The 23,978-nt window shown below is 67.5% G+C and carries 26 protein-coding genes and 1 tRNA gene; 14 read left to right on the forward strand and 13 right to left on the reverse strand.

Features of this window, described 5'->3' with window-relative positions; genetic code table 11:
* Positions 1-101 precede the first annotated feature (101 nt).
* The 5 genes from C5C07_RS03840 (at position 102) to C5C07_RS03860 (ending at position 7,285) form a co-directional block, all read left to right on the forward strand.
* On the forward strand, positions 102-1,424 hold the full coding sequence (locus C5C07_RS03840) for an amidohydrolase (RefSeq protein WP_115804589.1): 1,323 nt from the start codon (positions 102-104) through the stop codon (positions 1,422-1,424).
* A gap of 104 nt (positions 1,425-1,528) precedes the next feature.
* On the forward strand, positions 1,529-1,837 hold the full coding sequence (locus C5C07_RS03845) for a chromosome segregation protein SMC (RefSeq protein ID WP_115804590.1): 309 nt from the start codon (positions 1,529-1,531) through the stop codon (positions 1,835-1,837).
* An 84-nt stretch (positions 1,838-1,921) separates the two neighbouring features.
* Positions 1,922-5,632, forward strand: coding sequence for a chromosome segregation protein SMC (gene smc / locus C5C07_RS03850; RefSeq protein ID WP_004972885.1), 3,711 nt, complete (start codon positions 1,922-1,924; stop codon positions 5,630-5,632).
* Positions 5,625-6,776, forward strand: coding sequence for a ScpA family protein (locus C5C07_RS03855; RefSeq protein ID WP_115804934.1), 1,152 nt, complete (start codon positions 5,625-5,627; stop codon positions 6,774-6,776). The genes smc and C5C07_RS03855 overlap by 8 nt, the downstream gene beginning before the upstream one ends.
* A 32-nt stretch (positions 6,777-6,808) precedes the next feature.
* Positions 6,809-7,285, forward strand: a complete 477-nt coding sequence (locus C5C07_RS03860; RefSeq protein WP_115804591.1) for a hypothetical protein — start codon at positions 6,809-6,811, stop codon at positions 7,283-7,285.
* 9 nt (positions 7,286-7,294) lie between these two features.
* On the opposite strand, the gene mtnP is transcribed toward C5C07_RS03860, so the two are convergent.
* Together mtnP and C5C07_RS03870 are read right to left on the reverse strand one after the other, a co-directional pair.
* Positions 7,295-8,155: an S-methyl-5'-thioadenosine phosphorylase gene (gene mtnP / locus C5C07_RS03865; RefSeq protein WP_115804592.1), complete on the reverse strand. Its 861-nt coding sequence runs from the start codon at positions 8,153-8,155 to the stop codon at positions 7,295-7,297.
* Between the two features lie 45 nt (positions 8,156-8,200).
* Entirely contained in the window at positions 8,201-9,196 is a 996-nt protein-coding gene (locus C5C07_RS03870) for an AEC family transporter (RefSeq protein WP_115804593.1), read from the reverse strand.
* Positions 9,197-9,533: 337 nt separating this feature from the next.
* Between C5C07_RS03870 and C5C07_RS03875 the strand changes: the two genes are divergently transcribed.
* Positions 9,534-9,974, forward strand: coding sequence for a nuclear transport factor 2 family protein (locus C5C07_RS03875; RefSeq protein WP_233510279.1), 441 nt, complete (start codon positions 9,534-9,536; stop codon positions 9,972-9,974).
* A 130-nt stretch (positions 9,975-10,104) separates the two neighbouring features.
* Here the strand turns inward: C5C07_RS03875 and C5C07_RS03880 are convergent, their stop codons facing one another.
* Positions 10,105-10,818, reverse strand: a complete 714-nt coding sequence (locus C5C07_RS03880) for a phosphoribosyltransferase (RefSeq protein WP_115804595.1) — start codon at positions 10,816-10,818, stop codon at positions 10,105-10,107.
* 210 nt (positions 10,819-11,028) lie between these two features.
* Here C5C07_RS03880 and C5C07_RS21580 point away from each other — a divergent pair, with 210 nt between their 5' ends.
* Entirely contained in the window at positions 11,029-11,199 is a 171-nt protein-coding gene (locus tag C5C07_RS21580; protein ID WP_004044240.1) for a hypothetical protein, read from the forward strand.
* Positions 11,200-11,307: 108 nt separating this feature from the next.
* Positions 11,308-12,207, forward strand: a complete 900-nt coding sequence (locus tag C5C07_RS03885) for a PhzF family phenazine biosynthesis protein (RefSeq protein ID WP_004972869.1) — start codon at positions 11,308-11,310, stop codon at positions 12,205-12,207.
* Between the two features lie 43 nt (positions 12,208-12,250).
* Here C5C07_RS03885 and C5C07_RS03890 read toward each other — a convergent pair whose 3' ends face one another.
* The 5 genes from C5C07_RS03890 to C5C07_RS03910 are packed head-to-tail and all read right to left on the reverse strand — an operon-like array spanning position 12,251 to position 14,558.
* The gene (locus tag C5C07_RS03890) at positions 12,251-13,018 is read right to left on the reverse strand and encodes a proteasome assembly chaperone family protein (protein WP_004972867.1); all 768 of its coding nucleotides are present in this window, start codon (positions 13,016-13,018) and stop codon (positions 12,251-12,253) included.
* Between the two features lie 51 nt (positions 13,019-13,069).
* Positions 13,070-13,255, reverse strand: coding sequence for an RNA-protein complex protein Nop10 (locus tag C5C07_RS03895; protein WP_004972865.1), 186 nt, complete (start codon positions 13,253-13,255; stop codon positions 13,070-13,072).
* A gap of 4 nt (positions 13,256-13,259) precedes the next feature.
* Positions 13,260-14,060: a translation initiation factor IF-2 subunit alpha gene (locus tag C5C07_RS03900; protein ID WP_004972863.1), complete on the reverse strand. Its 801-nt coding sequence runs from the start codon at positions 14,058-14,060 to the stop codon at positions 13,260-13,262.
* Between the two features lie 18 nt (positions 14,061-14,078).
* Positions 14,079-14,273, reverse strand: a complete 195-nt coding sequence (locus C5C07_RS03905) for a 30S ribosomal protein S27e (RefSeq protein WP_004044235.1) — start codon at positions 14,271-14,273, stop codon at positions 14,079-14,081.
* 3 nt (positions 14,274-14,276) lie between these two features.
* On the reverse strand, positions 14,277-14,558 hold the full coding sequence (locus C5C07_RS03910; RefSeq protein ID WP_004972860.1) for a 50S ribosomal protein L44e: 282 nt from the start codon (positions 14,556-14,558) through the stop codon (positions 14,277-14,279).
* A gap of 201 nt (positions 14,559-14,759) precedes the next feature.
* Between C5C07_RS03910 and C5C07_RS03915 the strand changes: the two genes are divergently transcribed.
* Positions 14,760-15,020: an HAH_0734 family protein gene (locus C5C07_RS03915; protein ID WP_058568453.1), complete on the forward strand. Its 261-nt coding sequence runs from the start codon at positions 14,760-14,762 to the stop codon at positions 15,018-15,020.
* Here C5C07_RS03915 and C5C07_RS03920 read toward each other — a convergent pair.
* On the reverse strand, positions 15,017-17,380 hold the full coding sequence (locus C5C07_RS03920) for a DUF2298 domain-containing protein (RefSeq protein ID WP_115804596.1): 2,364 nt from the start codon (positions 17,378-17,380) through the stop codon (positions 15,017-15,019). The genes C5C07_RS03915 and C5C07_RS03920 overlap by 4 nt on opposite strands.
* A gap of 96 nt (positions 17,381-17,476) precedes the next feature.
* Between C5C07_RS03920 and C5C07_RS03925 the strand changes: the two genes are divergently transcribed.
* The 5 genes from C5C07_RS03925 (at position 17,477) to C5C07_RS03945 (ending at position 19,932) form a co-directional block, all read left to right on the forward strand.
* Positions 17,477-18,262 (forward strand): glycosyltransferase, encoded by a 786-nt coding sequence (locus C5C07_RS03925; protein ID WP_049904949.1) that lies wholly within the window; start codon positions 17,477-17,479, stop codon positions 18,260-18,262.
* Positions 18,255-18,722: a GtrA family protein gene (locus C5C07_RS03930; protein ID WP_004972853.1), complete on the forward strand. Its 468-nt coding sequence runs from the start codon at positions 18,255-18,257 to the stop codon at positions 18,720-18,722. Before C5C07_RS03925 ends, C5C07_RS03930 begins: the two co-directional genes overlap by 8 nt.
* 60 nt (positions 18,723-18,782) lie before the next feature.
* A tRNA-Met gene (locus tag C5C07_RS03935) sits at positions 18,783-18,857 on the forward strand.
* Positions 18,858-19,216: 359 nt separating this feature from the next.
* A complete protein-coding gene (locus tag C5C07_RS03940) occupies positions 19,217-19,426 on the forward strand; it encodes a hypothetical protein (protein ID WP_004972851.1) in 210 nt (69 codons plus the stop codon).
* An 80-nt stretch (positions 19,427-19,506) separates the two neighbouring features.
* Positions 19,507-19,932, forward strand: coding sequence for a Rieske 2Fe-2S domain-containing protein (locus C5C07_RS03945; protein ID WP_004972848.1), 426 nt, complete (start codon positions 19,507-19,509; stop codon positions 19,930-19,932).
* A 21-nt stretch (positions 19,933-19,953) separates the two neighbouring features.
* On the opposite strand, the gene C5C07_RS03950 is transcribed toward C5C07_RS03945, so the two are convergent.
* From C5C07_RS03950 to C5C07_RS03965, 4 genes are all read right to left on the reverse strand, one after another.
* On the reverse strand, positions 19,954-20,904 hold the full coding sequence (locus C5C07_RS03950; protein ID WP_115804597.1) for an aminotransferase class IV: 951 nt from the start codon (positions 20,902-20,904) through the stop codon (positions 19,954-19,956).
* Positions 20,901-21,602 (reverse strand): aminodeoxychorismate/anthranilate synthase component II, encoded by a 702-nt coding sequence (locus tag C5C07_RS03955; protein WP_115804598.1) that lies wholly within the window; start codon positions 21,600-21,602, stop codon positions 20,901-20,903. The genes C5C07_RS03950 and C5C07_RS03955 overlap by 4 nt, the downstream gene beginning before the upstream one ends.
* Positions 21,599-23,113 carry an aminodeoxychorismate synthase, component I gene (pabB, locus tag C5C07_RS03960; RefSeq protein ID WP_115804599.1) on the reverse strand — a complete coding sequence of 505 codons (1,515 nt, stop codon included), beginning with the start codon at positions 23,111-23,113 and terminating at the stop codon, positions 21,599-21,601. Before pabB ends, C5C07_RS03955 begins: the two co-directional genes overlap by 4 nt.
* Before the next feature lie 112 nt (positions 23,114-23,225).
* Positions 23,226-23,954: a helix-hairpin-helix domain-containing protein gene (locus tag C5C07_RS03965; protein ID WP_115804600.1), complete on the reverse strand. Its 729-nt coding sequence runs from the start codon at positions 23,952-23,954 to the stop codon at positions 23,226-23,228.
* Positions 23,955-23,978: the final 24 nt, after the last annotated feature.

Genomic DNA, 23,978 nt, shown 5'->3' on the forward strand with positions numbered 1-23,978 from the left:
GCTTCGACGGCGGTGGGCTAAAGACTAACGGGACCGGCCGCGGCTACGCCCCTTGGCGGCGTCACTTATCACCTCCCGCCCCGTCTCGACACGCGACTCAGATGACTGCAGACCTCAAAACCCGCGTCTGCGACGCTATCGACGACCGCGCCGACGAAATCACCGCCTTCGCGAAGGACGTGCAAGCCGAACCGGAACTCGGCTACAAGGAGGTCAAGACGACCGAGAAGGTCGTCTCTCTCTTCGAGGACCTCGACCTCGACGTGGAGACGGAACTGGCGATTACCGGCGCGCGCGCCAGAGCCGGCGAGGGCGACTTCGTCGCGGCCGTCCTCGGTGAACTCGACGCGCTCGTCAACCCGGACCACCCGATGGCGGACCCCGAGACCGGCGCGGTCCACGCCTGCGGCCACAACGCCCAGCTCGCGCACCTCGTCGGGACCGCCTTCGGCCTCGTCGAAAGCGGCGTCGTCGACGACCTCGACGGTGCGGTCGAGTTCGTCGCCGTCCCGGCCGAGGAGTATCTCGACCTCGACTACCGCCGCGACCTGCTCGAAGCGGGCGACATCGAGTTCTTCGGCGGCAAACAGGAGCTCATCCGCCGCGGCTACGTCGACGACTGGGACGCCGCCGCGATGATGCACGCCGGCAGCGACACGCCCGAGCGGACGATTACGAGCGACTTCTCGACGAACGGGTTCGTCGGCAAGTTCGTCACCTACCGCGGGGCCGAGGCGCACGCCGGCGCGGCCCCCGAAGAGGGCGTCAACGCGCTCAACGCCGCGATGCTCGGGATGAACGCGGTCCACGCCCAGCGCGAGCGCTTCCGCGACGAGGACCACGTCCGCGTCCACCCCATCATCACCCGCGGCGGCGACGGCGTCAACGTCGTCCCCGCAGAGGTGACGATGGAGTCGTACGTCCGCGCGGCCTCCGTCGAGGCCGTCTCCGAGGCGAACGAGTCGGTCAACCGGGCGCTCGCCTCCGGCGCGATGGGCGTCGGCGGCGACGTGGAAATCGAGGACTACCCCGGTTACATGCCGCTTCGGACCGACGAGACGATGGTCGCGTTCTACGACGAAAACGCCCGCGACGTCGTCGGCCCCGACGCCGTCGACGAGGGCCACGCCCACCTCTCGGGCTCGACGGACATGGGCGACATCACGCAGCTCGTCCCCGGAATCCACCCGTGGACCGGCGGCTTCGAGGGCGCGATTCACGCCCGGGACTTCCGGGTCGTCGACGAGGAGATGGCGTACGTCATCCCGGCGAAACTCACCGCCTGCACGCTGGTCGACCTGCTCACGAGCCCCGAGGCGATGGCCGAGGTCCGCGCGGCGAAAGCAGAAAAGCGCAGTCGGGAAGCGTACCTCGAGGCGGTCCGCTCGCTCCGGCAGACAACGACCGAGTCGTACCGGGACTGAGGCGGCGGCGGCGAGCGTGCGAAGGCGGGTCGCCCGCACACGTATCACATTTTCGGTGATTGTCTGACGCACATTTATGTCTCACGCGAGGGGCTATGTTACCCATGAGTAACCGGGTGGAGGAACTCGAATCCAAAGTCGCAGAACTGCAGGCCGCCGTGAACGGGCTCACCGAGGAACTCGTCGAGACCAAAGAACGGCTTCGCCAGCTCGAAGACGCCAACGACGTGGACGTCCCCTCGCGGGCCGCGACCCGCCGCGGCGACTGGGAGACCGAAGCCGAGTCCGCCGCGGAGCCCGCCGAGGCCGACGAGGCGGAGCCGGCCGACGGCGATGAGACTAAACCGGACGAGACCGACGAGACTGACGAAGGCGACGGCGAGACCCCCGACGACGACATCATCGTCGCGTAATCGGGCGCGCCGTCCGACGCGAGCGCGCCCCGTGTTCATGCGGCGCGCTCCACCTGCGGGCGTCGCCCGCGTGAACACCAACCCATGCACATCAAAGAGCTCGTCCTTGACGGTTTCAAGAGCTTCGGGCGGCCGACTCGCATCCCGTTCTACGAGGATTTCACGGTCGTTACGGGCCCGAACGGTTCCGGCAAATCGAACATCATCGACGGCGTCCTCTTCGCGCTCGGTCTCGCCCGCACCCGCGGGATTCGCGCCGAGAAGCTGACGGACCTCATCTACAATCCCGGCCACGCCGACGGGAGCGACGAGGCCGCGAAACAGCCCAAGGAGGCCAGCGTCACGGTCGTCCTCGACAACTCCGAGGGGACGCTCGACCGGTCGCAGGTCGTCAACGCCGCCGGCACCGACAAGGTCGGCGACGTCGAGGAGATAACCATCAAGCGCCGCGTCAAGGAGACGCCGGACAACTACTACTCGTACTACTACCTCAACGAGCGCTCCGTCAACCTCTCGGACATCAAGGACCTGCTCGCCCAGGCGGGCATCACCCCCGAGGGCTACAACGTCGTCATGCAGGGCGACGTGACCGAGATAATCAACATGACGCCCTACCAGCGGCGGGGCATCATCGACGAAATCGCGGGCGTCGCCGAGTTCGACGAGAAGAAAGACGCCGCCTTCGAGGAGTTGGAGGCGGTCGAAGAGCGCGTCGACGAGGCGGACCTCCGCATCGAGGAAAAGGAGACGCGCCTCGACCAACTCGCCGACGAGCGCGAGACCGCGCTCACCTACAAGGGACTCCGCGAGGAGAAAGAAGAGTACGAGGGCTACCTGAAGGCCGCGGAGCTCGAAGACAAGCGCGACGACCTCTCGCGGACCGAATCGCGCATCGAGTCCACGGAGGCCGACCTCGAAGACCTACAGGCCGAACTCGACGAGCGACAGGGCAAGGTCACCCGTCTCGAAGAGGACCTCGAAGACCTCACCCGCGAAATCGAGCGCAAGGGCGAGGACGAACAGCTCCGAATCAAGTCGGAGATGGAGGAGATAAAAGGCGACATCTCCCGGCTCGAAAACGCCATCGAGGCCGCCGAGGAAAAGCGCGACGACGCCGAGGCCGAGCGCCGGAAGGCGTTCGTCGACATCGACCGCAAGCAAGAACAGATCGACGACCTCGAAGACGACATCCGCGAGGTCAAAGTCGAGAAGGCGTCGGTCAAAAGCGACATCCAGTCCAAGCGGGTCGAACTCTCCGAGGTGCAGGCCGAAATCGACTCGGTCGACACCGAGTTCGACGAACTGAAGTCCGAACTCGCGGCGAGAAAGGAGACGCTCGACGAGCTCAAAGACGAGAAGAACGACCGCCAGCGCGCCAAGGACCGCCTGCTCGACGACGCGCGCCGCCGCTCGAACCAGATCTCGGAGACGCGGGACGAACTCGAACGCGCCCGCGAGCGCATCCCCGAACTGAAGGCGACGGTCTCCGACCTGCACAGCGAACTCGACACCGCCGAGAAGAACAAGGCGAAGATAGACGGCGTCATCGAGGACCTGCAGGCCGAGAAGGCCGAACTGAACGACGAACTCTCGGAGGTCACGGACGAACTCCAGACCAAGCAGTCCGAGTACGCCCGCCTCGAAGCCCGCGCCGGGAAGGACGGCGACAACTCCTGGCCCCGAGCCGTCACGACCATCCTCAACGCCGGCATCTCCGGCGTTCACGGCGCGGTCGGCCAACTCGGCTCCGTCGACGGCGAGTACGCCAAGGCGTGTGAGACGGCCGCCGGCGGCCGCCTCGCCAACGTCGTCGTCGACGACGACGGCGTGGGGTCGTCCTGTATCGACCACCTGAAGTCCCGCAACGCGGGCCGCGCGACGTTCCTGCCCATCACGAAGATGGACAACCGGAGCCTGCCGCGCAAGCCCAACAACCCCGGCGTCGTCGACTTCGCGCGCAACCTCGTCGACTACGACAGCCAGTACGAGTCCGTCTTCTCGTACGTCCTCGGCTCGACGCTCGTCGTCGAGGACATGGAGACCGCCCGCGACCTGATGGGCGACTACCGCATGGTCACCCTCGACGGCGACCTCGTCGAGCGCTCCGGCGCGATGACCGGCGGCTCCGGCGGCGGCTCTCGCTACTCCTTTTCGAAGTCCGGCGAGGGCAAACTCGAACGCCTCGCGAAGGAAATCACGAAGCTCGAAGACCGCCGTCGCTCGCTCAACGGCGAGATTCGGGACATCGACGACGACCTCGACGACGCCCGCGGCCGGGCCTCCGACGCCGCCGACCGCGTCCGGACCATCGAGCGCGAAATCGAGGACGCCGAGGAGGACATCGAGGACGCCGAAGCCGAAATCGACCGCCTCGACGACCGCCTCGACGAACTCCAGTCCGAACGCGAGTCGGTGGACGAACAGATGTCCGACCTCGACGACGAAATCGCCGACCTCGACGACGAAATCGAGACGGTCGAGGCCGCAATCGAGGACATCGAGACCGAACTCGCGGACTCCGAGATTCCGGAACTCACCGCCCGCGCCGACGACATTCGCGCGGACATCGACGACCTCGAAGACCGGATGTCCACGCTCGACGGCCGGCTCAACGAGATTCAGCTCGAAAAGCAGTACGCGGAAGACGCGGTCGACGACCTCCACGACACGGTCGAGGCCGCCCAGAACCGCAAAGCTGAGGCCCGGAAGTCCATCTCCGAGGCGGAGTCGAAAATCGAGGAGCGCGAGGGCGACCTCGAAGCAAAGCGCGAGGCGGTCGCCGAACTCGAGGAGGAACTGGTCGACCTCAAGGAGGACCGCACGGAGCTCCAGGGCGACCTCCGGGAGGCTCGGAGCGCCCGCGACGAGAAGAAAGACCGGGTGAACGCGGTCGAATCGAAGCTCGAAAGCATGCGCTCGGCCGCGGAGCGCCTCGAGTGGGAAATCGACGAACTCGAGTCGCAGGTCGGCGACTACGACCCCGACGAGATTCCCGACCACGATACGGTCGAGTCCGAAATCGAGCGGCTCACCGAGGAGATGGAGGAACTCGAACCGGTCAACATGCTCGCCATCGACGAGTACGACGACGTGAAGGCCGACCTCGAATCCCTCCAGGAGCGCCGCGACGTGCTGGTCGAAGAGCGAGACGCCATCGCCGACCGCATCGACCAGTACGAGTCCCAGAAGAAGGCGACGTTCATGGAGTCGTTCGACGCCATCGCCGAGAACTTCACCGACATCTTCGAGCGCCTGTCGAACGGGACGGGCCACCTCCAGTTGGAGAACCCGGAAGACCCATTCGAGGAGGGGCTGACGATGAAGGCCCAGCCGGGCGACAAGCCCATCCAGCGCCTCGACGCCATGTCCGGCGGCGAGAAGTCGCTGACGGCGCTCGCGTTCATCTTCGCAATCCAGCGGCACAACCCCGCGCCGTTCTACGCGCTCGACGAGGTGGACGCCTTCCTCGACGCCGCGAACGCCGAGCGCGTCGGCCAGATGGTCGACGACCTCGCGGGCGACGCCCAGTTCGTCGTCGTCTCGCACCGCTCCGCGCTGCTCGAACGCGCCGAGCGCGCCATCGGCGTGACGATGCAGGGCGACAACGTCAGCGCCGTCACGGGTATCCAGTTCGGCGGCGACGACGGCCCCGGAAGCGATGGAGGCGACGGAGGCGACGCGGACGGATTCGACGGCGACGACAGCGGAAGCGACGACGACGGCGACGACGCCGACGGTGGTGACGGCGGCGGAGCCGACGCGGACGTGGAAGCGGAGGTTCCGGCGGATGACTGACGACATCCCCGAACTGAACCTCTCTCGCGGGCGTGGCGAGCGCGATGCGAGCGACGAGGATGACGATGACGACGCGGTCTTCTCGTTCGGCGGCGACGACGCCGAGTCGGGTTCCGCGGCCGACACCACTCCGGACGCCGCCGACTCCGCCGGCCCCACCGAACCCGACGCGATGGACGAGGTTCTCCCGGAAGACGTCTCGGAGACCGACGACGACGAGGTCGAACCGGTCGAACTCCTCGTCCAACTCGCGAAGGAGGGCACCATCGACCCGTGGGATATCGACATCGTGGAGGTCACAGACGCCTTCCTGAACCGCCTCGACGCGATGGACCTCCGGACGACCGGGCGGGCGCTGTTCTACGCGAGCGTCCTCCTGCGCATGAAGTCCGACGAACTCCTCGCGCCGGACGAACCCGACGAGGAGGAACTCGAACCGTGGGAACTCGCCTTACAGGGCGGCGGCGACGAAGGTCACCCCGGCGACGACGACGGCGGTCCGCCCGGTTTCGACCCCATCGACGCGCTGGAAGACGAGATGGACCGCCGACTCGAACGCAAGCAGGCCCGCGGGTCGCCCGAAACGCTGGACGAACTCGTCCGCGAACTCCGGGAGGTCGAACGCGGGTCGTGGTGGAAGCGCCGCCGCGAGTACGACACCTCGGAATCGCCGCGCGGCTTCTCCCGGGGGACGCAGACGCTCGACTACCACACGCCCGGCGAGATGCGCGGCGCGGGCGAACCCACGGAGGACGACGTGACCGGGACCGCCCACAACGAGGATATCGAGGCGGTCGTCGAAGCCGTCGGCGACGTGCTCGCGACGCACTACCAGAAGGGCCGCGACGAGGTGCTGTTCGCCGAGGTCCGCGACGTGGCCGACACGGTGATGACGACCTATCTCGCGCTCCTGTTTCTGTCCCACCGGAGCACGGTCTACCTCAAGCAGGACGACCTGTTCGGCGACCTCTGGATTCGGAACCCCGAGGTGTTCGACGCCGACCCCGGCGCGGGGTCGGAGGTCGACCCGGACGCCGACGGAACTGACGCGTCGGAAGCCGAGGCGGCCGTCGACGGCTCCGACGATACCGATGACGACGCCGACGACCCCGAACTCGAAGCCGAGGCCATCGCGGACGACTAGCTATTTTATCGGACCCGCCGTCACTCTCGGACGTGTCCCATCCGACCCTGCTCTCCAGCACGCTCCGGCGGTTGACGGTCGCGGTTTCGCTCGTCACGTCGACGTTGTTCGCGGCGCTCGCGGCGGCGATTCTGTTTCCCCAGTCTGCCATCTGGACGTGGGCGCTCCTGTTTTTCTTGCCCATCTTCTGGTTGCACTGCTACTTCCCCGGCTACGTCTCGTACAGTCCGACCTCGTTCGGCCGCGTCCGTGAGGTGGTCACGTCGCCGCGGGCGGTCCGCGAGTGCGTCGTCTGCGGCGAGTCGGACGACAGCGGCGTCGCTCGGGAGTTCAGCACGCAACTCGTCGTCGCGGGCATCCCGCTCGCGACGACCGACCGCGGCGAAAACGAGTACTGCGCGCGCTGTCACGCGGTCGAGTTCTCGCCGGACGACGAGGCGGCGCGCGGTGAACGCGAGGTCCCGGTGCCGGAGGACGGTTCGGAAGAATCCGCAGAACTGAACGACTGAAGCGCCGGCTCAGTCGACGTACTTGTCGATGAGCGGCGCGAGCTTTTCTTTCGTCTCGGCGGGGATGGCCTCGTCGGGCGTGTTGATGGTCCCTTCGAGCGCGGCGTGGCTGTCGGTCTCGTGGCCGTCGGGTATCTTGCGGATGGCGGCCTCGACGGTCTCCTTGATGGCCTCCTCGTTGGCGGCGGCGTTCTTCAGCACCTCGTCGAGGGTGACTTCGCTGTCTTCCTTCCAGACGTCGTAGTCGGTGACGCCGGTGATGGTCGCGTAGGCCATCTCGGCCTCCCGGGCGAGTTTGGCCTCGGGGATGGTCGTCATGCCGATGACGTCCCAGCCCTGCGCGCGGTAATGCTCGCTTTCGGCCTTCGTGGAGTACGAGGGACCCTCGATGCAGACGTAGGTGCCGCCCGCTTGGACCCGCGCGTCGGTCGCCTCCTCGGCGGCCTCGGCGAGGATGGAGACGAGTTCCTCGTCGTACGGCATCGCGAAGGGCTGGTGGACGACGATGCCCTCGTCGAAGAACGTAAGCGGGCGGTGTTTCGTGCGGTCGTAAATCTGGTCGGGGACGACGAGCGTCTGCGGCGGCAGGTCCTCTTTGAGACTGCCGACGGCGTTGCTGGCGAGGACGTGGGTGACGCCGAGTTGCTTCAGCGCGAAGATGTTCGCGCGGTAGGGAAGCGTCGTCGGCGAGTGCTGGTGGTCGGGGCCGTGTCGCGGGAGGAAGACGACCTCGCGGCCGGTGTCGCCGAACTCGCCGACGACGGGCGTCGTCGAGGGCTCGCCGAAGGGCGTCTCGACGGGTTCCTCGCGGGTGTTCTCCAGCGGGAGCGCCTCGTAGATACCGCTGCCACCGATGAATCCGATCTTCATACTCGGAGGTGGGAGAGAGCGCACAAAATCGTGGCGAAACGGGGCCTACACCACGAAGCCGTGGTTCAAGAGGTAGATGAGCACCGAGAGCGCGGGCACGCTGAGGAGGGTCGTCGCGAAGACGGCCGCGGAGACGAACTCGGCGAGCGAGGTGGCCGAGCCGGTTCCGGTGGCGTCGCCGAACTCCGCGACGAGGATGAGCGGCGTGACCGCGGCGGGCATCGCGGATTCGAGGACGAACGTCCGCGCGACCGTCGGGTCGCCGAAACCGGCGACGAGCGCGACGCCGACGGCGACCGCGGGCGCGACGACTATCTTGAGCGCGGCGACGACGCCGACCTCCGAGAGCGTCGAGCCGAGGTCGGCCCCCGCGAGTTGGATGCCGAGGATGAGGAGCATCATCGGAATCGACGAGTCGCCAACGAGCCTGAGCGTCTCCATCGCGGGGACGCCCGTCGGCGGGACGACACCGAGCCAGCGAGCCGCGAGCGCGGCGACGACGGCGTAGACGAGCGGGATGCGGACGATGCGTTCGAGGCCGACGCGCCATCCCGGCGCGCCGTCGTCGCGGTCGGTCCCTCGTCCGGCGATGTACACGCCCAGCGTGTAGATGAGGACGCTCTGGACGGCGAGGTAGACGACGGCCGTCGAGCGGCCGGTGTCGCCGAAGGCGAACGAACTGACGGGGATGCCGTAGTTCCCTGAGTTCGGAAAGGCGGCGACGAGGACGAGCGCGCCGAGAAGCGGTTCGGAGACGCCCGCGAGTCGGGCGACGCCGCCCGCGACGAGGAGCATGGCGACGTGGTAGACGACGACGCCGGCGGTGATGGTCGCCAGCGTCTCGCCGGCGAGTTCGGTCGTCGCGAGGCTGTAGAACACGAGGACCGGCGCGAGGACGTACACCGTGACCGTGTTGAGCGGCTCGGGGTCCACGTCGCGGGCGCGGCCGAGGGCGAACCCCACCGCGCCGATGGCGAGAATCGGCAGGAGCGCGGTGACGAAGATAGAAAACAGCGACATGCGCGTGCCGAGGTCCGTCACGCAAACGAACGTTTCGCTTCGGACGAGTCCGGGCGGCGGTCGAGTGTGAGCGGTCGGAGGGGCGTTGAAGCCGACGGTCGAAGCAGTCGGACACGCGGCTCTGTTGAAACCCCCGGCTGGTGACAGTTTGTCGAGACCGTGCTGAATACGGGGTGCGAGTCTCGCATCCAGCGTCGGTTCGAGCAGTCCGCTACCGACGTGTACAGCCACTCTCTCTCACTCCGGTCGAAACGAGGAGTCGGGCTCCTCCCGGCGAAACGTCCGAAATAGATGACCGTACGAAATATCATAGATTTAGTATATATCCTCTGGAGCCGTCGTTACCTTGAGGTTTGTAATGTCTACAAAACGCGTAGCAGCCGAAGCCGGCGTCCGAGCCGCATCCGACCAGTTCTACGGGGCGCTGGAAGCGATGGCGAACGGGAATGCCGACTCCATGGCGGACATCTGGTCACACGAGGACGACGTGACGACCATGCACCCAATCGGTGGACGGGAAGAGGGTTGGGAGGCCGTCTCTGGGTCCTTCGCCGGAGTCGCATCGGCGAGTGCGGATGGCACGGTCATCCGAGCGGACCAGGTCATCCGCGTCGTCGGCGACGCTGCGTACGAACTCTGCACCGAGTCGGTGTCGTGGACTTTTGCGGGTGAACCCATGTCCCTGGAGGGCCGGACGACCAACGTCTACCGGCAGGAGAAGGGCGAGTGGAAAATCGTCCATCACCACGCCGACCTCCACGCCGAGTTCGCCGAGAAAGTGGCGAACATGGGTGCCTGAGCGACCGACCGCCGGACGCCCGTCCGATTCGATGGTCGTTCACCCGACTAATCGGTTCTATCAAACTCAGGTGGATTCAACAGCGTCGAAGCAGTCGAACGAAACCGGGTCGAACCGAACGCGGCCGCGCTCAGGTCCCGACGCCGTCGTTTTCGAGGAGTCGCCACGCGCCGTCGCCGGTGGATTCGACGTAGCCGCGGCGCTCCATCTCGGACATGACTTCCGGCATCCGGTCGGGTTGGGCGATTTCCATCTCGATGCGGTCCACGTCGTGGAACTCCGCGAGGTAGTGGCGGACGTCTTCGAGTTCGAAGGTGTCGTCGTCGGCCTTCGCCATGACGCCCGAGGTGAGGTCTATCATGTCCTCGATGAAGTTCCACGGGTAGACGACCCACGCCCACTCTTCGAGGCGCTCGCCGACGTAGTCGGGTTCGAACTCGCTGGTCTGGAGGAGTTGGAGCGTCGCGGTCCGGACCTCGCCCGCGTTGCGCTCGTTGACGTACTCGTGTGCGCGCTTGATGGAGCCGCCGGTGTCGGCGATGTCGTCGATGATGAGCACGTCCTTACCCTCGACGCTGCCTTCCGGCATCGGGTAGCGCACCTCCGGCTCGTTCGATTTCTGGGCCGTCCCGACGTAGTGTTCCATCTTCAGGCTCGTCAGGTCGTCCAACCCGAGGAAGTCACAGATGCAGCGGCCGGCGAACCAGCCGCCGCGGGCCAACGCGACGATGACGTCGGGTTCGAACTCGGATGTCTTGACCTCGTCCGAAACGTCGCGGCAGAGGCCGTAGATGTACTCCCAGTTCGTGATAGTACAGTTAAACTCGTCGGGGAGGTCGCCCATATCTTCCGTTCACCGTGCGTACTGCCGCGCCTGACGCCCTTTAATCTGTACGACTCGCTCCGCCCGTGTGTCGCCGTATCAAAACCGCTCGAACCGACGTTATTCGGTGACTAACCGGGGAACCCGTCGTTCAGGCGGACACTAACGTATGTTAACAAGGGGCATAGTTATGTCGAGTGCCGGAGTATGCGGATTTGTAGGTGAAACAGAATGCACACGTGTGGTAACTGTGGTGAGTTCGTCTCCCGCGACTTCGTCCGCGTCTTCGGCAACGACATGGACGAGGTCGTCGGGTGCCCAGCCTGTATGAACATGCGCGAAGTGATGCAGGGCGACGGCGCAGCTCAAACGAGCGGCCGCGTCCGGTGGACCCGCGCGTGAATCGGCCGACACCGACCGACCCGCGCTCGTATCGCGCTCTTCCCTTCTCTCTCGTGACGTGACCGCCGACCCACTGGTTTGATACATCGCCGTGTAGTGCGCCTTTCCATGGATAGCCGACGCGCCCTCCTCGTCGACGCCTTCACGACCGAACCGCTGTCCGGTAACGCGGCCGGGGTCGTCCCCGACGCCGACGGACTCGACGCGGAACAGATGCGCGCCGTCGCCGCCGAACTCGGCGCGAGCGAGACGGCGTTCGTCTGCTCGTCGGCCGCCGCGGACCGCCGCATCCGCTACTTCACGCCGAAGCAGGAAGTCGACCTCTGCGGACACGCGACTATCGCGGCCCACGCTCACCTCGCGGCCGAGCGCGAACTCGAACCGGGTACCCACACGCTGGAGACGAACGTCGGCACCCTCGACATCGAACTCGGCGACCTCGGGGAGGTGTGGATGACGCAGAACGCGCCGACGGTGCGTCCCCTGGAAGTCGACTACGACCGCCTCGCGGCGGCGCTCGGCGTCGACGACGCCGCCCTCCGCGACGTGGGTGCGGACCTCCCCGTCGCGGTCGCCTCCACGGGGCTTCCCTTCCTCGTCGTCCCGGTCAACTTCCTCGAACACCTCTCGGGTGCGGACCCCGACGACGCCGCCATCGCCGACCTCGCCGCCGAACACGACGCGGCGGGCGTCTACGCCTTCACCTTCGACGCCATCGACGGCGACTCCACGCTCCACGCGCGGTGTTTCGCGCCCGGCATCGGCATCTCCGAGGACCCCGCGACCGGCACCGCCGCGGGTGCGTGCGGCGCGTACCTCCGGCAAGTGGGCGCGTTCGACTCCATGCCGGACGAACTCCGCTTCGAACAGGGCCACTTCGTGGACCGGCCGGGCACCGTCCGCGTGCGGGTCGGCGCGGAGATACGCGTCGGCGGTCGCGCGGTGCAGTCGCTCGACGGCGAGGTCGTCGTCCCGGAGTTCGCAGACGACGACATCATCGAAGCCTAAACTCCGTTCGAAAACGAGTCGGGCCGCGCCGGTCGACGCGACCTCAGCCGATGTACCGGAGGTCGTCGTCGCTGGCGATGCCGCCCTGCTGCTGCTGTTGCATCTCCTGAATCTTCGCGGCGACCTCCTTCATCTCCTCGGCACGCTCTTCGAGCGATTCGAAGTCGACGCTGAACTCGAGGAGGTCCTGCAGGACCTCGATGACGACCTGCGCGCTCTGGGGGTCGACGAGGTAGCCGCTCGTCTCGCCCATCAGGCACGTCGCGTCGAGGCCGCGGCGACTCCCGAGGCCGAGAAGCAGTCCCGAGACGCCGACGACGCCGCCGGCGGGTTCGTCCTCTCGGAACTCGATGCCCGCCGCTTCGAGTTCGTCGAGACGGGACTCGTCGGCGACGGCGCCGAGGACCGACGGCTCGTCGACGAGCTCGCCGGTCGGGACGCCGCCCAGCGCGAACAGTCGCTCGACGCCGAACTCCTCGGCCACGTCGAGGAAGGCGTCGGTGAGGTGGTAGTGACCCTCGTTGGACTGCGCCTGGTGGTCGCCCGTCAGGAGGAGCAGGTCCGGCCCCTCGCCGGGCGTCTCGACGGCGTGAATCGCGGCGTGGGTCAGCTCGGCGACGCCCTCGTCGATGCTCACCTGCGGCGGGAACACGTCGGCGTAGACGCGGCGGACCAGCGTGGCCTCCTCGAACTCCTCCAGCAGGTGCTCGACGGCGAGTTTGCCGACGTTCCCGACGCCCGGCAGTCCCTCGATGAGGACCGGGTCGGTGAGGTCGACCTCCTCGACAGCCTCGATTTCGATGTCGTCCATGCACGTAGTGGCGGACGCGCCGGTTAAGAGAGCGTCGGTAGCCGAAGACGGCTATTCCTCGGCGAGCCGGCGCTTCCGAGCGCGGCGGTACTCGCCGTAGGGGTCTTCTGGGTTGTACGGTGCGGGCGCGCTGTTCTCTGTGGTTGCGCCACACTCCGGACAGGTCTCAGAAAGTGAGTACACCGGGCGGTCGTGGCGGTCGCGCCACGCGCTGCATACCCGGATGTCAGACTTCATGCGATTACTCTTCGTCGCCGCTGCGTTCGCGGTGGTACTCCGCGGTTCCGCCCGCGGCCTCGATGACCTCGCGGGCCCGAGCGACGCTCGATTCGAGCTCCGTCTCGGCGGTCTTGTAGTCGGGCGCTTTGACCTTCACGCGGTACTCGGGCGCGCCGACGTACGTGACCGACAGTTCGATTTCGTCGCCGATTTCGTCGTCGCCCTCGGCGGCTTTGAGGGCCTCCTTCACGTCGTCGACGCCGTCGCCCGCGGGCGAGCGCAGGTCGACGTAGCCGGTGACGTTGACGAAGGGGACCGACACGTTCTGGCGCGCGGTCTCGACGATGGCTTCGAGCTCGTCGTCGTCGAGTTCGACGTCTTCGAGCGCCTCGAGACCGTGAATCGCGGCCTGCTCGAAGCCGTCGTAGAGCGATTCGAACTCGGCGAGCAGGGCGTTGGCGATGGACTGGTAGCGGTCGTCGGCGATGTCCTCGCCGAACGCCAGCGCCATCCACTTGTCGGCCTTCTGCTCGTTTTTCCACTCCTGAATCTTCTCTTTGCGCTGGTGCTCGTTGACGTCCTTTATCGAGAGGTCGATCTGCTGGGAACTCTCGTTGACTTCGAGCACTTTAGCGACGACTGTCTGTCCCTCGCGGACGTGGTCGCGAACGTTCTTAATCCATCCGCTGGCGACCTCGCTGATGTGGCAGAGGCCGCGTTTGTCTTCGTACTCTTCGAGGTCGACGAAGACGCCGAAGTCCGCGATGTCGTCTACCTTTCCGACGACGAGTTCGCCGGGGTCAGGCCATCCGCTGTACTTCATACGAGGTCCTCCAGGGAGTTACGCCTCAAGTTCGTCGCTGTCGCGACGCTCGACCGTCTCGACGACCTCGCCGTGGAATTCGGCGTTGCCGCCGGTCGGCGTGGCGAGGGTCGTCCCGCAGACGGCGCAGTTGACGACCGAGGAGGCTTTTCCGAAGACGACCTGTTCGTTCTCGCAGTCGCTGCACGCGACCTTGTAGAAGTTTCCTGCCATGATTTACTCCTGGAACTCCAGGCGACCGGCGCGCCAGCCCTCGCGCATGTGGGCCTTGCCACAGTCGGAGCAGATGTACTTCAGGTGGGTCTTCTTCGTCGGCTTGTCGCCACCGGGAACCTTGGAGAACTTACCGGCGTTACCGATCGTGGCCTTGCCGCGTCGCGTCTGACGGGCGTTCCACTTCATGCCGGTCGGGCGTCCCTTCCGGACCTTCTCCACTTCGTGTTCGTGGTGACCCTTGCAGTTCGGGCAGTACGTGTTGAAACGGCGTGGCATCTGCATAGATATCGACCTTGTGCTGGGTTTTGGTGTGGCCCGTTAAAACCCGTTTGGTTCGACGCGGCCCCTGAACTCGCCGCGACCGGGCGTTCGCCGTGTCACGTGTGGGCAGCCCACGGTGACTGCACCGTCCGCGATTCCCCCGCCGCGCGCCGCACGCCCGAAGCCGAAGCGATTAAGCGGTGACTGTGCCAATCCCGGCACATGAAGAAGCTCATCATCCACGGCGACCCCGGCGTCCGCCGCGACGGCGTCATCGAGTACGACGGCGAGGAGTACGTCCTCTTTTCGGTCGACCGACAGGGCGACTGGCACGGTCCCGACCGCGTCCAACTGTGGTGCACCGTCGGCACCGAAGACGAGCGCGAGGCGTTCGAAAAGCGCGAGTTCGTCCCGCACTGGCTCGACACCGAGGGCGTCGACGCCGAGGCCGTCGAAGTCGTCCGCGAGCGCGGCGCGGCCTAAGGTAGTCTCGCTTCTTCTACCTCGTAGACCGTGACCGACCCCGACCGGTGGACCGGCGTCAGCCACGCCACGTCCGTCTCTATTTCCCCGTAGCGGGCGCGCTCGCCCGGTCCGACCCACACGTACCGAACCTCGTACTGCTCGACGAGCCGCGCCCGCGTCGACTCGTTGCCGACGTACATCGCGTCCACGTCGCGCACGCGGTCGTAGTACGCGTCGGGGCCGCGGTAGCCGACCTCGTGCGCCCAGCCGGCGACCGTCGGCACGCCGGTCAGGCTCGATTCGGGATTCCCGCGCCAGCCGTACATGACGGTCTCGCGCTCGTCGCTCACGGTCGCCGACCACGTCGTCCCCGGCGCGGTAAGCATCGTCGGGTTGCCCTCGACGTTCTCGTCGAGCCACGTGATTGCGGTCGATTCGTTTTCGTGCCACCACTCCGCGAAGGCCGTCGCGTCCAGCGTCTCCTCCTGCCGGGGGGTGTCCGCGTGGGCGGCGACGGCAAGTCCGCCGTACACCGACGTGGACGCGACGAGGAGGACGACGAACGCGACCCCGACGACGCTGACCGCCCCCCCGCGGACGCTGAGGTCGACCCTCGGAAGCGACACGTCGCTCGCGGCGACCGCGTCGCCGACGAAGCCGGCCAGCACGGCACCCATCGCACTCCCCCAGAGCACCCAGACCTGCATGTACGTCTTGAACACCGTGTTCATCCGACCGGGGCCGGCCTGCTCGTTCACGTAGATGAGCTCGACGAGCGTCACGAGGCCCGCGCCGGCGACGACGAGCACCGTCTCGAACCGCGGGTCGTCGGCGAACCGGAGGAGCACCCAGCCGACGGCGACGAGGGGTGCGACGAGCGCGAGCGCGGCGAACGAGTGGACGGCGGCGACGACGGTCAGCACCGCGAAGCTCCCGAGGAGCGCGGCCCACTCGCGGCCGCCGAGGCCGTCCTGCGCCCCGAGGCGACGGACGTAGTAGCCCGCGAACGCCGCGAGGAACGCCCCGTGGACGAGCGCCAGCGCGCCGAACCCGCTTCGCTGGTCGGGCGCGAGAATCTCGACCGTCCGGGCGCTTCCACCGCCCGCGACCGCGCCGAGGAGGAACGGACTCGCGAGCACGGCGGCGACGACGCCGGCGAGTCCGACCGCCGCGACCGTCCCAACGAGTCGCGCTACTTCACCGGCAACTGGGTCGTCGTCGACGGCCGAGCGAACGCGCTCCCGACCGGGAAACAGCGTCCACGGCCGTGCGGGCGCGAAGACCATCCCGAGGAACAGCACGCCGAACACCGACGGGAAACTCCACGTGTCGACGACGACCTGGAGCGCGCCGACGAGCGTCGTCGCGGCGACGAGGAGTCGGCGCTCGCCGACCGCCTCCTCCGGCGTCCGGAAGTACGCGAAGGCGAGGCCGGCCGCGAGGAGCAGAAACGGCGTGCCCATCATGTGGGCGTGGAGGTCGCCGTTGAGCCACGCGAAAAGCGGGAACTCGTTGATGGTACCCGGAATCACGCGGCTCGCGCTCCAGTACGAGAAGTTCGAGGTTCCGGCGATCACCTGCTCGACGGTGTACTGCGAGCGCTCGGCGACGGCTCGCGCGAGGGGTCGCCGGAGCCCCTCGGGGAGCGCGGCGAGGGCGAACCGCCCCGCGGTGACGAGGTTGCTGGCGAAGCCGACGAAGAACGCCGAGAGCAGGCCGCCGATTCGACCGTTCGCCCCCGAGGCGGCGGCGACCCCGCGCCCGAGTTCGAACGCCGCGGTGACGAGGAAGCCGAAGAAGCCGGCGAGCGCGAGGTTGTAGGCGAACGACGGGTCGGTGGCGGTGAGCCGCGCGAGGAGAATCGAGACGAGGTGGCCGCCGTAGTAGTAGCGGACCGGCTCGCCGGCGAACCACATGTCCTCCGGCGGGAGGACCGACGCGCGGGCGAGCGACTGGAGGAGGCCGAAGTCGAGGAACTTCTCGCCGCCGCCGGCGTGGACCGACGGGTCGAGCGCCCGGAGCGAGACCGCGAACAGGAAGGCGACGAGAAACACCGCGGCCGCGTCGGCGACGGCGCGCCGGTCGATGTCGAGGTCGGACGCGAGTCGGAGGTCGCCGCGGCGGAGCGCGCCGAGGTCGAGGCCCGCGACCGCGGACGCGACGAGGAGCGTCCCGACGCCGGCGACGAGGGCCACGGGGCCGAACGAGAGGTGGCCGACGTAGTAGGCGGGAAGGGTCAAGACGACGAGCGAGACGGGGAGGGCGAGTCCGGCACCGCGACCGGGAAGGCGTCGGAACAGGCGGGTCGCGAGGGGAAGGCCGACCGCCCAGAGGGCCGCGAACAGCAGCAACCACCGGACAACGAGGGCGTACTCCATCTGTCCGATGACTGCGCCGCGGGTGCAATACGTTTTGTGATGGCCGGTGCGAAACAGAGCGGTTCGCTTTTTACCCCGTTGAGTGAATGGTCGTGCATGTCGCAGTCTGTCGGGGTGGTGGTCCCCGCCTATCGACCCGACCCAGAGCGTCTGGTCCCCTACGTCCACGCTCTCGTCGAGGAACTGGACCCCGAGGTGGTCCGGGTCGAACTCGACGCGCCGCGGCCCGAGACGCTCGACGCCCTCGACGCCCTCCCCGCCGTCGCTCACGTGAACCCGGTCGACGCCCGTCGCGGCAAGGGCGCGGCCATCACCGCCGGGTTCGAGTCGCTCCGCACGGACATCCTCTCGTTCGCCGACGCCGACGGGAGCACCCCGGCCGCGTCGATGGCGAACGTCGTCGCCGCCGTCCGCGAGGGGTCCGACCTCGCCGTGGGGTCGCGCCGTCACCCGAACGCGACCGTCGCCTCCCACCAGACGGTCGCTCGGCGCTACCTCGGCGACGGCTTCGCGTGGCTGGCCCGCCACCTGACCGAAGTCCCGCTGTACGACTACCAGTGCGGCGCGAAGGCCATCACCGCCGCGGCGTGGGCCGACGTTCGGACCCACCTGTACGAACCCGGATTCGCGTGGGACATCGAACTCATCGCCGTCTCGGGCGCGTTCGGCCACCGCGTGGCCGAGGTGCCGGTCGTCTGGGAGGACCAGCCGAACTCGACGGTCTCGCCGGTCGACACGACGCTCAAGATGGCCCGCGGGCTCCTTCGGTCGCGCCACCGCGCCCGGACGATTCGCGAGGACCGCCTCCACGAACTCATCGACGCTCGGAACGACGAGCGGACCCTCGTCGAGCAGTTCTCGGCGGAGGTCACGGATGACTGACCGGCTCTCGGCGCTCGTCTCCGGCACCCGATTCGGCAAGTTCGCCTCCGTCGGCGCGGTCGGCGCGGTGTTCGACCTCTCGTTGAGCAGTCTCCTCATCGTCTTTTTCGGCGTCGCCAACGAACTCGCGAAGCTCGCCGGCGCGGAGCTCGCAATCATCATCATGTTCGTCATCAACGACCGCTGGACGTTCGCGGGGGCCGGCTCGGACCTGCTCACCGCGAAGGTCCGGCGCTTCGTGAAGTCGAACCTCGTGAGGAGCGGCGGCCTCCTCGTGCAGGTGCTCGTCGTTCGGGCGCTCGGCGAGGTTCCGCTGTCGATTCCGGTCGCCGGCATCGACCTCTGGGAACTCATCCCGCTACCCCTCGCTATCGGCGCGTCGATGCTCCTGAACTACGTCGCAGAAAGCCTGTTCACGTGGCGCATCGCGACCCGTTCGAGTCAGCGCGACTCACGGTGAAAATTGACACACAGCGGCCGAAACAGAAGTCTTAACAATAGCAGACTCGTTTGTTGATTCAGCGGGATGGGATAGCCAGGAGATTCCGCCGGGCTCATAACCCGGAGATCGGTAGTTCAAATCTACCTCCCGCTATTCTCCTGACAACTACACCCCAAGCAGCGCGTTTTATCGCGCTGCGGCGGCCCGTCTTCTGTGGTAATCGCAACAGGTAGTTTGAACCAGAGAATCGAGCGAAGCGAGATTCGCGTCGTTCAAATCTACCTCCCGCTATGGTTTTGCCGACCGCAACTCCTAAGCGCCGAGTCTCGGCTCGGCGCGGCCCACGAGGTCGGCCTCATAGCTCAGTAGAGTTGAACCGGGGAGCGCCGCGAACCGGTGCGAATGAGGTCTACGTCTACGTTCTCGAACTCGCGACAGCGTGAGACCCGAACCCTCAGTCATTTCAAATCTGTAACACATATTGATAATCACTCCGCGAGTAGGGACCGAGTATGCCCTCTACAGATTCGGGAACAGAGTTTTGGTCTGCGATTCAGCGAACGATACTCGGCGGACTCCTCGCCATCGTCGCGATACTCGGGTTCGGCTGGACACGCCAACTGGGAACCGGAAATCTCCTCGTGGGTAGCTTCGGACTCCTCCTGTTCGTGGGTGCTGGCTACTGGATACTCTCCCTCTTTCGGATGGCCCTCGACGAGTGAGCGCGAGGCGAGGCTTCGCGCCGTCGCCCCAATCGACCGCTTCCGAAGGAGATTTTCGACCCCGACCCAACGAGAGCACAATGAGCGACCTCGAACGAATCTGCGCGGTCGGCGACGTGCCCGACGACACGACCTTTCTCTTTCGCGTCCGCGCGGCCGACGAAGACGACGCCGAGGAGCGCGAGGCCATCCTCGTGCGCACCGACGACGGCATCCAAGGGTGGCTGAACTACTGCATGCACCTGACGCACATCAAACTCGACAAGGGCTCCGGCGCGCCGATGCGCAACGGCGAGGTCATCTGCCAGAACCACGGCGCGTACTTCGAGGCCGACACGGGCTACTGCAACTACGGGCCCTGCGAGGGCGCGGTGCTCGACGACCTCGAAATCACGGTCGACGGCGACCACGTCTTCCTCTCGGACGAGGCGTTCGACTACGTCGGAGCAGGCGAAATCGAGACCGACCCCGCCGACCGGAGTTCGAGTTCGAACGTCGAGTTCTGACGGCGAGCAGACGGACGCGATTCAGTTCCCGTCGTTATCGTCGTCGCCGCCGTCGTCGCCATCGTTGTCGCCGTCGCCGCCGTAGTGGCGTCGCTCCACGTAGTCGTCGTAGAGCCGCGAGATGAGTTTCGTCACTGGTCCGTCGCCCACTCGGATACCGTCGACCGTCTCCACGGGTCGGAGTTCCCACGTCGAGTTCGTGAGGAACGCCTCGTTCGCGCCGCGCACGTCGTCCGGCGTGAAGCGTCGCTCCCGAATCGGGACGCCCTCCTGTCGGGCGAGGTCGAGGACGACGCGGCGGGTGATGCCCGGGAGGACCGGGCCGTCGAGACTCGGCGTGCAGAGCGCGTCGTCGTCGACGAAAAAGAGGTTGCTCGTCGCGCCCTCGGTGACGTAGCCGTCGGCGTCGAGCATGAGCGCCTCGTCAGCGCCGGTGACGCGGAGTTCGACGCGGGCGAGGATGCCGTTGAGGTAGTTGTGGGTCTTCGCCCGCGAGGGGAGCGACCGGTCGGGGATGCGCCGGGTCTTGACGGTCTGGACCGACGCCGGGCCGTCCCACACGGGGTCGGAGCCGCGGCCGCCGCGGGAGAGCGGTTCCACGATGACGACGACGCGGGGGTCGACCTCGTCGGCCGGCGTGAGGCGGCCGCCCTGACTGCCGCGAGTGACGGAGAGCCTGACGTACGCCTCGTCGAGGTCGTTCGCCGCGAGCGTCTCGTCGATTCGCGCGCGCAGGTCGTCGTCGGACAGGCCGTGGTCCATCCCGAGCGCGTCGCACGTCTCGGCCAGTCGGTCGGCGTGGGCCTCCCAGTGGAACACCTCGCCGCCGTAGGCGCGGAGGGTTTCGAAGGCGGCGTCGCCGTAGAGGAAGCCGCGGTCCGTGACCGGAATCGACGCCGACTCGGCGGGGACGAGTTCGCCGTCGACGTGGTAGCGAAGCGAACGCCCATCGGCGTCGTCGTCGCCGCTCATCGCTCCGCCTCCCACGCGTCGGCCGCCGGGCCGTCGCCGGCCGCGAGCGCGACGAAGTTGCGGACGATGTCCTTCCCCGAGTCGGTGAGGATGCTCTCGGGGTGGAACTGCACGCCGACGTGTGGCTTCTCGCGGTGGCGAACGCCCATCACGACCGACGGTTCGTCGGCCTCTTCAGCGTCTGGGCCGCCGGTTTCTGACTCCGCTGCGACGGTGTGGGCGGTCACCGCTAACTCGGGGGGCACGTCGTCGTGTTCGACCGCGAGCGAGTGGTAGCGGCCGACTTCGATTCGGTCGGGCAGCCCCGAGAAGACGCCCGCGCCGTCGTGTTCGACGAGCGAGGGCTTCCCGTGGACGACGTGGGGCGCGTGGCCGACGCGGCTTCCGAGCGCGGCACAGAGCGACTGGTGGCCGAGACAGACGCCGAGCGTCGGGTAGTCGAGGTCGCGGAAGACCGAGACCGAGACGCCGGCGTCCGCGGGGGTGCCGGGGCCGGGCGAGACGACGATGCCGTCCGGGTCGATGTCGCGGATGTCGTCGGCCGAGAGCGCGTCGTTGCGGTAGACGAGCACGTCGTCCGAAGCGTCTCCGCTTTCATCCCCGCTTTCGCCCTGCGCCTCCGCGACCGCCTCGCCGACGTACTGCACGAGGTTGTAGGCGAACGAGTCGTAGTTGTCGACGACGAGGATACGCGTCATCGTTCGGCCCCCACGGTCATGTCCGCGCGCTCGCCGAGCGCCTCGTCGATGGCGGTGATGAGCGCCCGCGCCTTCGCCAGCGTCTCGTCGTACTCGCTGTCGGGGTCGGAGTCGTGGACGATGCCCGCACCCACGCGGAGGTGGTACTCGTCTCCGAAGCGGACGAGCGTCCGGATGACGATGTTCAGCACCGCGCGGTCGTCGAAGCCGACGGCGAACATGCTCCCGGTGTAGGGGCCGCGCCGGGTGGCTTCGAGTTCGTCGATAATCTCCATCGTCCGGGGCTTCGGCGCGCCCGTGATGGTCCCGCCGGGGAACACCGCGGCGACGGCGTCGGCGAGACTGGTCCCCTCGCGTCGGGACCCCTCGACCAGCGAGACGAGGTGCATCACCTCCGAGTAGCGGTCCACCCGGCGGTACTCCGTCACCTCGACCGACCCGTACTCCGAGACCTTCCCGAGGTCGTTGCGTTCGAGGTCGACGAGCATCGCGTGTTCGGCGCGCTCCTTCTCGTCGGTCGTCAGGTCGGCCTCCAGCGCGTCGTCCTCCTCGGGCGTCGCCCCCCGCGGGCGGGTGCCGGCGATGGGTTCGGTGACGAGGCGGTCGCCCTCGACGCGCAAGAGGAGTTCCGGGCTGGCGCTCACGAGGTCGACGCCGGGGAGTTCGAGCAGCCCCGAGTACGGCGCGGGGTTGACCTGTCGGAGCGCCGCGTAGGCGTCCACCGGGTGGACCGCCGCGGGCGCGACGAGCCGCTGCGAGAGGTTCGCCTGAAACGTGTCGCCGTCGCGGATGTACCGCTTCGCGGCGCGGACGCGGTCGGCGAACGCCTCGCGGCCGCAGGCGCTCTCGAACGTCGCCTCGTCGGATTCGACGGGCGCGGAGACGGGCTCTGGTTCGCCCTCGACCGCCTCGACGGCGAGGTCGGTCGCCCGCGTTCGCGCCTCGTCGTAGACGGCGTCGAGGTCGGCGTCGTCGTCGACGACGGGACAGCAGGTGACCCGGAGCGTCGTCTCGCCGTCGTCAGGACGGGGTTCCTCCCACGACGCCACGAGGTCGTAGAGGCCGAGTTGGAGGTGGGGGAGCCCCCGGTCGTCGGTCGTGTGCTCGGGGAGCGATTCGAGTTCGCGGGCCGCGTCGTACGAGAGCCACCCGAACAGGCCGCAGGGGTATGGCACGTCGCAGTCGCCGCGGACGAGCGTCTCCGAGTCGGCGAGCGATTCGAGCGCGGCGAGGCTCGGCGCGGTGTCGACGCCGGGGTCGCCCCAGTCGTCGTCGGTCGGGTCGTCGACGGTCAGGCGCTCCGCGGGGGAGACGCCGAAGGCACCCCAGCCGGGTTGCCCGCCGGTCGTCTCGTAGAAGAAGCCGCCGGCGTTCCGGCGGGCGCGTCGATAGGCGTCGAAGGGGTCCGAGACGGCGATGCGGGCCTCGACGGGGACGCGCGCGCCGGCGGGTGCGACCTCGGCGGTCGCGCGAAAGTCGTCGCGGTCGGTGACGACGGTCAATGCGGTCATTACTCACACCAGTCTGTCCGCCGGGTAAACGGTTTCGCGACGTGTCTGCGAGGTAGCGAGAGCGGCCGTCGGTCGGGAGAACAGTCGTCTCGGCCGCTCCCACGCGAGTCGGTTACGCCTCGCCGGCGCGGTCTATCCAGCGCTGGACCCGCTTCGGCGACACGTCGATTGCGTCGCCGACCTCGTCGGCGTCGGCCGCGGCGAGGTCCGCGACGGTATCGATGCCGATCTCGGAGAGTCGCTCGGCGTACGCCGGGCCGATGCCGCGAATCGTGTCCACGGTCGGCGCGTCGGGGTCGACGGCCGGCTCGTCGGGTTCCGCGACCGCTTCGTCGGCCTCGTCGGAACCGTCGTCGGATTCCTCGGATTCGCTCTCGTCGGACTCCTCGGATTCTGGTTCGGCTTCGTCTTCAGGTTCCACTTCTTCTTCGTCGCCGGCTTCGTCCTCGGATTCTAGCTCCGGCTCCGGTTCGGCCTCCACTTCGTCGTCCGGTTCGGCCTCCTCGATGGCGTCGGCCGCGACCTCCGCGTCGTCGCGGGCGTCTTCGGCGGCTTCGGCGGCTTCGTCGTCGGCCTCAGACGTCGCGTCGGCCTCGTCTTCGACCGCTGATTCGACCGCGTCGTCGGTCTCTTCGTCCGCCGTCTCGTCCGCCGATTCCGTCTCTTCGACCGGTTCCTTCACCGCGGCCTCGGTCTCGACGTTCGCTTCCTCGCGTTCGGTTCTGGTGTCGCGTTCGACCGTAACGGTCGCCGTGTCGTCACGTCCCTCCTTCGAGGAAGACGACGAGTCGCCACCAACGAGGGATTTCCAGAGCGACGAAATAGTGTCAAGCAAGCCCATGTTACCTTCTCCTATGCAATCCCG

Origin of the sequence: Haloferax sp. Atlit-4N (assembly GCF_003383025.1) — an archaeon.
GTDB lineage: Archaea > Halobacteriota > Halobacteria > Halobacteriales > Haloferacaceae > Haloferax > Haloferax gibbonsii.

What these genes read in the sequence shown, in the direction of transcription:
- C5C07_RS03900 (WP_004972863.1), bottom strand. Translation starts at nt 14,060, where the DNA reads ATGAAGTACAGCGGATGGCCTGACCCCGGCGAACTCGTCGTCGGAAAG.
- C5C07_RS03910 (WP_004972860.1), bottom strand. Translation starts at nt 14,558, where the DNA reads ATGCAGATGCCACGCCGTTTCAACACGTACTGCCCGAACTGCAAGGGT.
- C5C07_RS03950 (WP_115804597.1), bottom strand. Translation starts at nt 20,904, where the DNA reads ATGAGCGGCGACGACGACGCCGATGGGCGTTCGCTTCGCTACCACGTC.
- C5C07_RS03940 (WP_004972851.1), top strand. Translation starts at nt 19,217, where the DNA reads ATGCCCTCTACAGATTCGGGAACAGAGTTTTGGTCTGCGATTCAGCGA.
- C5C07_RS03915 (WP_058568453.1), top strand. Translation starts at nt 14,760, where the DNA reads ATGAAGAAGCTCATCATCCACGGCGACCCCGGCGTCCGCCGCGACGGC.
- mtnP (WP_115804592.1), bottom strand. Translation starts at nt 8,155, where the DNA reads ATGAAGATCGGATTCATCGGTGGCAGCGGTATCTACGAGGCGCTCCCG.
- C5C07_RS03965 (WP_115804600.1), bottom strand. Translation starts at nt 23,954, where the DNA reads ATGGGCTTGCTTGACACTATTTCGTCGCTCTGGAAATCCCTCGTTGGT.
- C5C07_RS03845 (WP_115804590.1), top strand. Translation starts at nt 1,529, where the DNA reads ATGAGTAACCGGGTGGAGGAACTCGAATCCAAAGTCGCAGAACTGCAG.
- C5C07_RS03890 (WP_004972867.1), bottom strand. Translation starts at nt 13,018, where the DNA reads ATGGACGACATCGAAATCGAGGCTGTCGAGGAGGTCGACCTCACCGAC.
- pabB (WP_115804599.1), bottom strand. Translation starts at nt 23,113, where the DNA reads ATGACCGCATTGACCGTCGTCACCGACCGCGACGACTTTCGCGCGACC.
- C5C07_RS03945 (WP_004972848.1), top strand. Translation starts at nt 19,507, where the DNA reads ATGAGCGACCTCGAACGAATCTGCGCGGTCGGCGACGTGCCCGACGAC.
- C5C07_RS03875 (WP_233510279.1), top strand. Translation starts at nt 9,534, where the DNA reads ATGTCTACAAAACGCGTAGCAGCCGAAGCCGGCGTCCGAGCCGCATCC.
- C5C07_RS03930 (WP_004972853.1), top strand. Translation starts at nt 18,255, where the DNA reads ATGACTGACCGGCTCTCGGCGCTCGTCTCCGGCACCCGATTCGGCAAG.
- C5C07_RS21580 (WP_004044240.1), top strand. Translation starts at nt 11,029, where the DNA reads ATGCACACGTGTGGTAACTGTGGTGAGTTCGTCTCCCGCGACTTCGTC.
- C5C07_RS03905 (WP_004044235.1), bottom strand. Translation starts at nt 14,273, where the DNA reads ATGGCAGGAAACTTCTACAAGGTCGCGTGCAGCGACTGCGAGAACGAA.
- C5C07_RS03880 (WP_115804595.1), bottom strand. Translation starts at nt 10,818, where the DNA reads ATGGGCGACCTCCCCGACGAGTTTAACTGTACTATCACGAACTGGGAG.
- C5C07_RS03925 (WP_049904949.1), top strand. Translation starts at nt 17,477, where the DNA reads ATGTCGCAGTCTGTCGGGGTGGTGGTCCCCGCCTATCGACCCGACCCA.
- C5C07_RS03840 (WP_115804589.1), top strand. Translation starts at nt 102, where the DNA reads ATGACTGCAGACCTCAAAACCCGCGTCTGCGACGCTATCGACGACCGC.
- C5C07_RS03920 (WP_115804596.1), bottom strand. Translation starts at nt 17,380, where the DNA reads ATGGAGTACGCCCTCGTTGTCCGGTGGTTGCTGCTGTTCGCGGCCCTC.
- C5C07_RS03895 (WP_004972865.1), bottom strand. Translation starts at nt 13,255, where the DNA reads ATGAAGTCTGACATCCGGGTATGCAGCGCGTGGCGCGACCGCCACGAC.
- C5C07_RS03855 (WP_115804934.1), top strand. Translation starts at nt 5,625, where the DNA reads ATGACTGACGACATCCCCGAACTGAACCTCTCTCGCGGGCGTGGCGAG.
- C5C07_RS03885 (WP_004972869.1), top strand. Translation starts at nt 11,308, where the DNA reads ATGGATAGCCGACGCGCCCTCCTCGTCGACGCCTTCACGACCGAACCG.
- smc (WP_004972885.1), top strand. Translation starts at nt 1,922, where the DNA reads ATGCACATCAAAGAGCTCGTCCTTGACGGTTTCAAGAGCTTCGGGCGG.
- C5C07_RS03955 (WP_115804598.1), bottom strand. Translation starts at nt 21,602, where the DNA reads ATGACGCGTATCCTCGTCGTCGACAACTACGACTCGTTCGCCTACAAC.